This window comes from Verrucosispora sp. SN26_14.1 (assembly GCF_004307965.1).
Classification (GTDB): Bacteria; Actinomycetota; Actinomycetes; order Mycobacteriales; family Micromonosporaceae; genus Micromonospora.
Genome location: NZ_SISL01000232.1, coordinates 1 through 9,352, shown reverse-complemented (window position 1 = coordinate 9,352; position 9,352 = coordinate 1). Strand labels below are relative to the sequence as shown.

Annotated in this window: 10 protein-coding genes and 1 pseudogene; 3 read left to right on the top strand and 8 right to left on the bottom strand. The window is 73.1% G+C overall.

Annotated features, from left to right (window positions below; genetic code table 11):
- The 3 genes from EYA84_RS19745 to EYA84_RS19735 form a co-directional block, all read left to right on the top strand.
- On the top strand, positions 1 to 1,014 hold a 1,014-nt coding region (locus EYA84_RS19745), incomplete at its 5' end, for an ABC transporter ATP-binding protein (protein ID WP_131054527.1).
- Positions 1,011 to 1,634 (top strand): N-acetyltransferase, encoded by a 624-nt coding sequence (locus tag EYA84_RS19740; protein ID WP_201272432.1) that lies wholly within the window; start codon positions 1,011 to 1,013, stop codon positions 1,632 to 1,634. The genes EYA84_RS19745 and EYA84_RS19740, both read left to right, overlap by 4 nt.
- A gap of 50 nt (positions 1,635 to 1,684) precedes the next feature.
- Positions 1,685 to 2,329, top strand: coding sequence for a helix-turn-helix domain-containing protein (locus EYA84_RS19735; RefSeq protein ID WP_131054526.1), 645 nt, complete (start codon positions 1,685 to 1,687; stop codon positions 2,327 to 2,329).
- A gap of 54 nt (positions 2,330 to 2,383) precedes the next feature.
- Here EYA84_RS19735 and EYA84_RS19730 read toward each other — a convergent pair whose 3' ends face one another.
- The 8 genes and pseudogenes from EYA84_RS19730 to EYA84_RS19695 all read right to left on the bottom strand — a co-directional run.
- Entirely contained in the window at positions 2,384 to 3,478 is a 1,095-nt protein-coding gene (locus EYA84_RS19730) for an alpha/beta hydrolase (protein WP_131054525.1), read from the bottom strand.
- An 11-nt stretch (positions 3,479 to 3,489) separates the two neighbouring features.
- Positions 3,490 to 4,488, bottom strand: coding sequence for an LLM class flavin-dependent oxidoreductase (locus EYA84_RS19725; RefSeq protein WP_131054524.1), 999 nt, complete (start codon positions 4,486 to 4,488; stop codon positions 3,490 to 3,492).
- Positions 4,488 to 4,817 carry a TIGR04076 family protein gene (locus EYA84_RS19720; RefSeq protein ID WP_131054523.1) on the bottom strand — a complete coding sequence of 110 codons (330 nt, stop codon included), beginning with the start codon at positions 4,815 to 4,817 and terminating at the stop codon, positions 4,488 to 4,490. Before EYA84_RS19720 ends, EYA84_RS19725 begins: the two co-directional genes overlap by 1 nt.
- Positions 4,814 to 5,821 carry a zinc-binding dehydrogenase gene (locus EYA84_RS19715; RefSeq protein WP_131054522.1) on the bottom strand — a complete coding sequence of 336 codons (1,008 nt, stop codon included), beginning with the start codon at positions 5,819 to 5,821 and terminating at the stop codon, positions 4,814 to 4,816. Before EYA84_RS19715 ends, EYA84_RS19720 begins: the two co-directional genes overlap by 4 nt.
- Positions 5,818 to 6,231 carry a nuclear transport factor 2 family protein gene (locus EYA84_RS19710; protein ID WP_131054521.1) on the bottom strand — a complete coding sequence of 138 codons (414 nt, stop codon included), beginning with the start codon at positions 6,229 to 6,231 and terminating at the stop codon, positions 5,818 to 5,820. The genes EYA84_RS19715 and EYA84_RS19710 overlap by 4 nt, the downstream gene beginning before the upstream one ends.
- Complete coding sequence (locus EYA84_RS19705) at positions 6,228 to 7,475, bottom strand: amidohydrolase family protein (RefSeq protein ID WP_131054520.1); 1,248 nt, start codon at positions 7,473 to 7,475, stop codon at positions 6,228 to 6,230. The genes EYA84_RS19710 and EYA84_RS19705 overlap by 4 nt, the downstream gene beginning before the upstream one ends.
- A complete protein-coding gene (locus tag EYA84_RS19700; RefSeq protein ID WP_131054519.1) occupies positions 7,472 to 9,157 on the bottom strand; it encodes a hydantoinase B/oxoprolinase family protein in 1,686 nt (561 codons plus the stop codon). Before EYA84_RS19700 ends, EYA84_RS19705 begins: the two co-directional genes overlap by 4 nt.
- Positions 9,150 to 9,352 (bottom strand): annotated as a pseudogene (locus tag EYA84_RS19695) (hydantoinase B/oxoprolinase family protein); the annotation flags it as partial. The gene EYA84_RS19700 and the pseudogene EYA84_RS19695, both read right to left, overlap by 8 nt.

Below are 9,352 nucleotides of genomic sequence, written 5' to 3'. Positions count from 1 at the left end.
GGCCTGCACCGCCGCGACGTGGCCGCCGAGCTGCGCCGCCTGGCCGCCACCGGGGTCACCGTCGTCCTGCTCAGCCACGACCTGCATCTGGTCCGGGCGATCGCCGACACCGCGATCGTCCTGGACCGGGGCGTGGTGGTCGCCGCCGGTCCGGCGCACACGGTCGTCGGGGAGCCCACCCGGTCCGCTCCGGCGGCCCGTCCCGACGCCGGGTCCCCGCCGGTGGAGGCGCTGCTGCGGGCCGAGGGGCTGACCGCCGCGCACCGGGGCACCACCGTCCTGCACGGTGTCGACGTGACGCTGGGCGACGCGCAGTGCCTCGCGCTGATCGGTCGCTCCGGCAGCGGGAAGACCACCCTCGCCCGCTGTCTGGCCGGGCTGCACCGGCCGGACACCGGCACCGTCACCCTCGACGGCCGTCGCCTGCACGCCTGCATCGACCGGCGGGACCCGGCCGACCTCGCCGCCGTGCAGTACGTCTTCCAGGACCCCCGGGCGAGCTTCCACCCGTACGCGCCGGTGCTGGCGCAGGTGACGCGGCCCGCCGTACGGCTGCGGCGACAGGGACCCGCCGACGTGCTGGCGGCGGCCCGTGCCCTGCTGGATCAGGTCGGCCTCGACCGGGACCTGGTCACCCGTCGGCCGGAGCGGCTCTCCGGGGGCGAACTGCAACGTGCCGCCCTGGTGCGGGCCCTGCTGACCCGGCCACGCCTGCTGGTCTGCGACGAGATCACCTCCGGGCTGGACGGCGTCAACCGGGACCGGATCCTCACCCTGCTGGACGAGCTGCGGCAGGCGCACCGCCTGGCGTTGCTGGTCATCACACACGACCCGGAGGTCGTCGTCCGGCTCGCCGACCACGTGGTCGTGCTCGACCACGGTCGGGTCGTCGAGCACGGTCGGGCCGCCGACCTGCCCGCCGGTGCCCGGTCACCGCTGACCCGCGCGCTGCTGGATCCGACGATCGCGCTACCCGCAACCACACCCGACACCGAGGAGATGAGCAGGACATGACCGACGAGACGACCGGACCGTACGACCTGCGCACCGCCGGGCCGCAACACCTCGACGGTGCCCGCAGCGTCATGCTGGACACCTTCTACCAGGTCTTCGGCTACGGCTACCAGCCTCGTTGGCACGCCGACGTCATCGACCTGGCCGGCACCTACCTGCGCCCGGAGCGGCACGCCCTGTTCGTCGCCACCAAGGGTGACGAGGTGGTCGCCACCACCGCCGTACGCGCCGCCGCGCCGAACAGCCCGCCGCATCCGCGCTGGCTGGCGGAGCGCTACCCGGCGGCGAGCACGGCGCAACTCTTCCGGGTGTACGTCCGTCCGGAGCACCGGCGCAACGGGCTCGCCCGCGCCCTCGTGCGGCGAGCCGTCGCGTTCGCCGCCGATCAACCCGACTACCGGGTGGTCTATCTGCACACCGACACCCGGGTGCCCGGCGCGGAGGCGTTCTGGCGCGGGGTGGCCGACCTGGTGCACGACCCGCGCGACGGAGATCCACACGCCTCCCCCACCGTCCACTTCGAGATCCCGCTCCCCGGCCGCAGACCGGTGCACGGGGACCGGATCTCCGCCGATTCGGCACGGTCGGGGGCTTCCCCAAGGGCCACCTCCGTTCGATAGCATCGAACACGGGTCCGGACAGGTTCCGGCCAGCGCGACAGGAGGTCCCCATGCGGTCCACGGGCAGTCATCCGGTCCCGGAGCAGGCCCGCCCCGACGACGGGAGTAACGGCCACACCCCGGCCGACCTGGTCGGAGCCCGGATCCGCCAGTACCGCAAGGAGCGCGGGCTGACCCTGCGCGGCCTCGCATCCCGCTCCGGGCTGTCGATCGGCTTCCTGTCCCAGGTCGAGCGCGGCATCTCGTCCATCGGGCTGACCGCGCTCGGCAGCGTGGCCAAGGCGCTGGACCGGACGGTGGGCGACTTCTTCGACGCCAGCACCGCGCCGGTCGGGGGCACCGTCACCACGCTGCCCCACCACTTCTCGCTGACCAGGGCGGAGACCACCGCCACGCAGTACGTCTCCGGTCAGCAGACCTATCGGATGCTCTCCGAACGCGGGCCGGACCTGCTGCTCGAACCGATGCTGGTGCACATCGCCCCCGGCGGTCGGCGGGAGAACGCGTACGGCCACGCGGGCGAGGAGTTCGCCTACGTCATCTCCGGCGAGCTGCTCTACGAGGTCAACGGCGTCGAGCACCGGCTGCACCCAGGAGACAGCGTGCACCTGCGCTCCACGGTGCCGCACACGATGTACAACGACACCGACGCGGTGACCACCGTGGTCTCGGTCGTCACGCCCCGACTGTTCTGACGGCGACCCCGGCTTGTTCACTGTGATGAAACAAGCCGGCAACTCCGGGCGGGCTCACCGCCCGAGGCAGCGCCCCACCTCATCCATGGTGGCCTGCCAGATCGGCGAGCCGGGACCGATCACGTCGAAGTGGTCGCCGGGCAGTTCGAGATGGGTCAGCTCGTCACCGGCCGCCCGAGCCGCCACCGCGTACCGGCGGTTGATGTCGACCAGGTCCGGGCTGTCGCCCGCCCCCTGCACCAGCAGCGTGGGAACCCCGATCGGCAGCCGCGCCATCGGGTCACCGGCCGCGTACCGCTCGGGGACGGCCGTCGGGGTGCCGCCGAGGGCGGCACTGACCGCGCCGTCACCGAGCTGGCGGCCGTCGGCCTCGGCCAGGTCCAGCACACCGGCCAGCGACACCGCCAGGGCCACCCGTGGCCCCTGGGCGAGGTCAACCGCCAGGTCCGCCGCCGCCCGCAGGGCCAGTTGCCCACCGGCCGAGTGCCCGAACACGGCGATCCGGTCCAGGTCCAGCACACCGGCGTCAGCCACGTCGGGCAGCACCGCAAGCGACGCCGCCACGTCGGCGGTGGTGGCGTCCCAGCCGTGCCGGTCCGGCCGCCGGTACTCCACGTTCCACGCCGCGTAGCCGCGTGCGGCCAGGTCCACGGCGAGCGCGTCCATCAGGTCGGCTCCCCAGACGGAGCGCCAGAAGCCGCCGTGCAGCAGCACCGCGACCGGCACCGGACGTGCCGTGTCCGCCGTGGGCAGTCGCAGCTCACCCCACTGGTCGGCGTCCGCGCCGTAACCGACGCGTACCGCCGGGGACCGGTGCTGGTGCACCGCGTGGCGGATCGCCCAGGCCAGACCCCACACGCCCCGGCCGGAGAGGTGGCGGGCACCGGCGACGGCCGTGGCCACGGTGAGGTCGTACCAGACGACGTGCGGGGCGGCCCCGCTCATCAGGGCCCGCGCGGACACCGTCGGACCGGGCAGCACCACCACCAGCGCGGCGGTCGCCGCCAGCGCCGATTCCAGCGCGGCGGCGGAGTCGACGGCCATCAGACGACCGGTGCCGCCGAGGTCGGCGGCGGTGGCCGTGGTGAGCGACTCCAGCAGGGCGAGGTCGGCGACGAGGTCCGGGCCGACCAGCACGGTGACGTCCATGGGGCTCTCCTTCAGCGACGCAGCAGGGGCAGGACGGCGGTGCCGAGCAGGTCGACGCCCCGGTCGTCGGTCAGCCCGTGCGGGGTGCCGAACTCCACCCGCCGGACCCCGGCGTCGATGAGCTGCTGGGCCTGGGCGGCGACCTGCTCGGGGGTGCCGGAGAAGGCGAAACGGTCGAGCACCTCGTCCGGGATCAGCCGACCGGCGGCGTCGTGCTCGCCCGCGTCGACCAGTTCCCCGACGCGCGCCACCAGGCCGTCCGGCAGGGTGACCGTCGGGTCCAGGTCGGCGACCACCGCGAGGTACATGGCGACCTCGGTCCGGGCCTTGGCACGCGCCGCCTCGCCGTCGGTGTCGACCACCGTCACGGCACCGAGGACGATGCCGACCTCGTCCACGTCGCGCCCGGCGGCGCGGGCACCGACCCGGAGCCGGTCCCGGACGACCGGCACCATGTCGGGGTTCGCGCTGCCGCCCACCTTGATCTCGTCGGCGATCCGGCCGGCCAGGGCCGCGCCCTTCGGTCCCCACGCGCCGATCAGCAACGGCGGATCGGGGCGCTGCACAGCGTAGCGCAGCGCGGTCTCCGGGGCCAGCGTGAAGACCTGCCCCCGGTAGCCGTCCCGGTCACCGCGCAGCAGGCGGTAGACGACCGCCGCCGCCTCCTCGATGGTGGTCAGCGGCTTCGGTTGGGGCAGACCGACCGCGCCGAGCCAGGTACCGCGCGCCAACCCCAGGTAGGCCCGTCCGGCCGAGGCCAGGTCGAGCGCGGCGAGCTGACCGGCGATCTCGTACGGCGCCAGGCTGTACGGGTTGAGGCAGGCCGGGCCGAGGCGTACCCGGCTGGTGGCCTGGGCCATCTCCAGCAGCGGGAAGATCGGCGGCTGGTACATCAGGTCGCCGAAGACGGTCAGCACGTCGAATCCGTGCGACTCGGCGGCACGGGCCAGCCGGGCGTACGCACCGGCCGGCTTGTCGCTCTGCAGTCCGAGTCCGATCTCGACCGTCATCAGGTGAGGTCCGCCGAGTTCATCCGGCGTCGGCAGGTGCGTTCCACCTTCATGACCAGCCGCTCCTCCGGGTCCGGGCAGGCGAAGAGCGAGTCCTGGTCGAGCCAGTCCCCGGCGGCCAGGTCCCGCTGCTTGGCGGCGAGGAAGGGCAGCACGGAGGCGAGGGCGTAGACGCAGAAGTGCTTGCCGTCGGGCAGCTTCAGGTGGGCGCTGTTGACCAGGTCGAACGAGTCGCCGACGGCCATGCCGCAGACCGAGCGCCCCTCGATGCGGTCCACGGTCACCGTCAGGTCGTAGATCTCCATGTCGCCGTCCGGGCTGTCGGTCATCCTCGCTCCTCCTCGTCGTCGAGTCGTACGATGATCTTGCCGGTGGTCCGTCGGGCGGCCAGGTCGTCCAGGGCCACCGGGGTCTGCGCCAGCGACACCACCCGGCTGACCGGGGGCCGGACCGCGCCGGAGTCACAGAGGTCGAACAGCGCCCGGTAGGCGGCGGCGACCGCCTCGGGACGACGCCACGGATACTGCGAGCCCCAGGAGAGCCCGATCAGGTCGGCGTTCGCCGCGATCAGCCGGGCCGGGTCGACCGGCGGTGGCGGGCCACCGGCCGCGCCGACGCTGACCAGGCGACCCTCGAACGCGAGGCAGTCCAGCGACCGGGCGAGCAGGTCACCGCCGACCGGGTCGACGACCACGTCCACACCCTGCCCGTCGGTGGCCTCCCGGACCGCCGCCACGAAGTCCTCGCCGGTGTAGTCGATCGCCACGGAGGCACCCTGGGCCCGGCAGACCTCGGTCTTCGCCGGGCCACCGGCGGTCGCCACGACCCGCGCGCCCCGCGCGACGGCGAGTTGGGTGACCGCGATGCCGACCCCACCGGCACCGGCGTGCACCAGCACCGTCTGCCCGGCGGTGACCCCGGCGCGTTCCAGGGCGAACCAGGCGGTCTGGTAGGTGACCGGCAGGGCCGCCGCCACCGTCGGGTCCACGGAGGAGGGACGGGGCACCACCACGGTCGCGTCCACCGTCACGGTGTCGCCGAGGGCGCCGCGCGGCAGCGCCGGGCAGGCGATGACCTCCTGGTCCAGCAGGTGCTCGGCACCGGCACCGGCCGCCACCACGCGACCGGCCGCCTCGACGCCCGGGGTCATCGGGGGCTCCGGCCGCACCGGGTACTCGCCCCGGCAGAGCGAGACGTCGAGATAGTTCAGCCCCACGGTGCGGACCGCGAGCTGGACCTCACCGGGACCGGGCGCGGGGTCGTCGGGCCGCTCGGCGACCGACAGCACCCGGCCGGGTTCACCGGTGTCGTAGGCGACCAGCCGCCGGATCATCGCGCCGCCACCGGCTCGCTGAGCGACTCGGCGTGGTGGTGCACGATCTGCCACCGGCCGTCGACGCGGCGCAGCACGTCGGTGACGCGGGCGGACGACGGCGGCTGCTCGGCCTCGGCCCGCGCGATCAGCAGGTAGCGGGCCAGGCCCACGTCGCCCCACACGTCGATGCGCTTGTCCTGCGCCGCGAGCACCGCCAACTGCGGGCGCTGACCGGCGGCGTCGCGCTGGTCGCGGTAGGCGTCCAGCTCCGCCCGGGTCCGCAACGGCCCGGGCAGGTGGGTCTCCCAGGTGGTCACGTCGGCGTGCAGGTGCCCGTCGAAGCGGTCGCGGTCCCCGGCGAGGAAGGCCGCGTACAGGTCGTCGATGAGCGCGGCGATGTGTGCCGCGTCGGTTGCCACGATCGTCATGTCGTCTCCGTCCGGTCGTCCCGGGCGATCCGCCCGCCCTTCATCACCCAGCGCACACCCCGGAACGCCGAGGTGGCGGCGAGCGGGTCCTCGTCCATCGCGATCAGGTCGGCCAGCTTGCCGACCTCGACCGTGCCCCGGTCCTCCTCGACGCCCAGCCAACGCACCGGGCCCCGGGTGCCGGCGTGCAACGCCCGCGCCGGGCCGATCCGCTCGGCCATGTACTCCAGCTCCCGGACCGTGGCGTTGGTGCCCTCGAAGTGCCAGAACGGCGGCATGTCGCTGCCGAGCAGCACCTCCACCCCGGCCTCGACGGCCATCGCGAAGCTCTCCAGGTGCCGAGGCCCGGCCCCCAGCGAGCGGCACTGCATCCACTCCGGTACGCCGAGCTCGTCGAAGAACTCCTTGCAGCGGGTCACCAGCAGCGTCGGCACCAGGGCGGTGCCCTGCTCCGCCATCCGCGCCACCACCTGCGGGGTGAGCTGGTAGCCGTGCTCCACACAGTCCAGTCCCAGCTCCACCGCCGCGCCGATCACCTCGGCGGGCCCGGCGTGCGCGGTCACCTTACGACCCCAGGCGTGGGCCGTCTCCAGCACCGCGGCCAGCTCGTCGGTGAACAACTGCGGGGTGTTGATGCGCTCGTGCTCCCCGGCGATGCCGCCGGAGATCATCACCTTGATGAGGTCCGCGCCGGCCTTGATCTGGCTCCGCACGCCCCGACGGAAGCCGACCGGTCCGTCGCACTCCAGGGTGTCGCTGCTCTCGTGGCCGTGCCCGCCGGTGCAGACCAGCGCCCGCCCGGCGGTGTGGATACGGGGGCCCTGGGCCCGGCCGGCGGCGATGGCGCGGCGCAACGCGAAGTCGGCGTGGTCCTTCTCGGCGACGCAGCGCACCGTGGTCACGCCGCAGTGCAGCGTGCGCCGGGCCCCGTCGGCCATGTAGTACGCCAGGTCGTGCGGCCCCATCGTCTTCACGTCGTCGCCGCCGGCACCGGGCAGCGACAGCGAGAAGTGGGTGTGCATGTTGGCCAGACCGGGCGTCAGGTACGCCCCGTCCAGGTCCACCTCGCGGACCGCACCGGCGGCCCGGGCCTCCTTCGCCACCTCGGCGTACGGGCCGACGGCCGCAATCCGGTCGCCGCGTACCCAGACGGCGGCGTCCGGGATCGGGTCCACGCCGTCCACCACGCGCGCGTCCAGCACGGTGCAGTGGGCCAGCAGCAGGTTCGGCTCGACGGCGCTCATGCGATCACTCCATAGGTCTCACGGGCGGCGTCGGCGGAGACGTATCCCTCCGCCACGTCACGGCGCACCGCCTCCGGATCCCGCAACCCCGGATCACCATGACCACCACCACCAGCGGTCAACAACGACACCCGATCACCCGCCACCACCGCAGTCCGACGCGTACTCACCCGCGCCTCACGATCCGTCCCCGGAAACACCACCACCTGATTCGGCTCCGGCGACAACCCACCCGCCAACGCCCACGGCGCACTCCGCGTCTTCTTGATCACCGAAAGAAACTCCCCCGACGACACGAAACGAATATCCCGCCGCAACCCACACCCACCCCGGAACCGCCCCGCACCACCCGAATCCGTCCGAATCTCCACCCGCTCGAAGAACATCCCGGTCTTGGCCTCCAGGACTTCGACGGGGGTGTTGCGGGCCTGGGTCTGGCACAGGTGGTTCGCCGGGCCGATGCCGTCGTGGTCGACGGTGCCGCCCCAGCCCACCGGGTCGTTGTTGCTGACCGCGAAGATCTGACCGGTCTCCGGGTGCGCGCCGACCATCATGAAGCCGGGCACGTCACCACCACTGGACGCCGGCAGCCGCTCCGGCATCCCCTGCGCCAACGCCTTGTAGATCAGCTCCAGGGCGACCGTCCCGGTCCACTGGGTGAAGGTCGCCGCCGGGTAGACCGCGTGGAACAGCGTGCCCGGCTCGGCGCGTACCCGCAGCGGGGCGAAGTGCCCGGCGTTGCTCTGCTCGGTGGGGGTGGTGATCGCCTTGAAGGCGACCCGGCAGGTGGCGATGGTGGCGCCGAGCGGCAGGTTGACCGGGCCCGGGACCGCCGGTGAGGAACCGGCGAAGTCCACGGTGAACGTGCCGTCGGCGACGGTCACCGTGGCCCGCATCAGGATCGGCTGGTCGGTGACGCCGTCGTCGTCGAGCCAGTCCTCGGCCGTCCAGGTGCCCTGCGGCAGGGCGGCGACCGCCTCGGCGGCGGATTCGGCGGCCGTGGCGATGAGCCGCTCGACCACGGCGTCCACGGTGGCCGTGCCGTGCCGGCGGTACACCTCGGTGAGTCGGCGCTCACCGGTGCGCAGCGCGGCGATCTGCGCGTGCAGATCACCCAGCACCGCGTCCGGCATCCGCGAGTTGAACCGGATCAACTCGTGGATCTCCCGCACCGGCACACCCCGGGACACCACCTTCGTCCCCGGGAAGATCAACCCCTCCTGGTGCATGTCCGTCGAGTCCAGCACGTACCCCGGGTCCTTCGCCCCGAGGTCCATCCAGTGCGCGCGGATGCAGAGGAAGCCGATCAGCTCCTCCCCGCCGGCGCCTTTCGGGTCGGGCAGGAAGACCGGGGCGAACAGGGTGGCGTCGTAGCTGTGCGCGGCGTTCCAGTACGGGTAGTTGAGCAGCACCACGTCGCCGGGATGCAGGTTCTCCCGCCCCACGTACTCCACGCCTCTGGCCAGCGAGTAGTCGTTCGCGCCGAGGAACCGGGACAGCCCGGTCGACTCCGCGACCAGCCGCAGGTGGCGGTCGTAGACGGAGATGCCGAAGTCGTGCACCTCGTAGATGACCGGGTTGAAGGCGGTACGCACCAGCGTCACCCGCATCTCCTCGGCGGCGGAGGTGAGGTAGCTGCCGATCACCTCGACGGTCGCGCCGTCGACCGGGGGCTCACCCATCGACGTCCACCCCGTAGACCTCACGGGCGGCCTCGGCGGAGACGTATCCCTCCGCCACGTCACGGCGTACCGCCTCCGGATCCCGCAACCCCGGATCACCATGACCACCACCACCAGCGGTCAACAACGACACCCGATCACCCGCCACCACCGCAGTCCGACGCGTACTCACCCGCGCCTCACGATCCGTCCCCG

Excerpts from the sequence above, each read along its gene's own strand:
- EYA84_RS19700 (WP_131054519.1), bottom strand. The coding sequence starts at position 9,157 with ATGGGTGAGCCCCCGGTCGACGGCGCGACCGTCGAGGTGATCGGCAGC.
- EYA84_RS19740 (WP_201272432.1), top strand. The coding sequence starts at position 1,011 with ATGACCGACGAGACGACCGGACCGTACGACCTGCGCACCGCCGGGCCG.
- EYA84_RS19720 (WP_131054523.1), bottom strand. The coding sequence starts at position 4,817 with ATGACCGACAGCCCGGACGGCGACATGGAGATCTACGACCTGACGGTG.
- EYA84_RS19735 (WP_131054526.1), top strand. The coding sequence starts at position 1,685 with ATGCGGTCCACGGGCAGTCATCCGGTCCCGGAGCAGGCCCGCCCCGAC.
- EYA84_RS19705 (WP_131054520.1), bottom strand. The coding sequence starts at position 7,475 with ATGAGCGCCGTCGAGCCGAACCTGCTGCTGGCCCACTGCACCGTGCTG.
- EYA84_RS19710 (WP_131054521.1), bottom strand. The coding sequence starts at position 6,231 with ATGACGATCGTGGCAACCGACGCGGCACACATCGCCGCGCTCATCGAC.
- EYA84_RS19715 (WP_131054522.1), bottom strand. The coding sequence starts at position 5,821 with ATGATCCGGCGGCTGGTCGCCTACGACACCGGTGAACCCGGCCGGGTG.
- EYA84_RS19725 (WP_131054524.1), bottom strand. The coding sequence starts at position 4,488 with ATGACGGTCGAGATCGGACTCGGACTGCAGAGCGACAAGCCGGCCGGT.
- EYA84_RS19730 (WP_131054525.1), bottom strand. The coding sequence starts at position 3,478 with ATGGACGTCACCGTGCTGGTCGGCCCGGACCTCGTCGCCGACCTCGCC.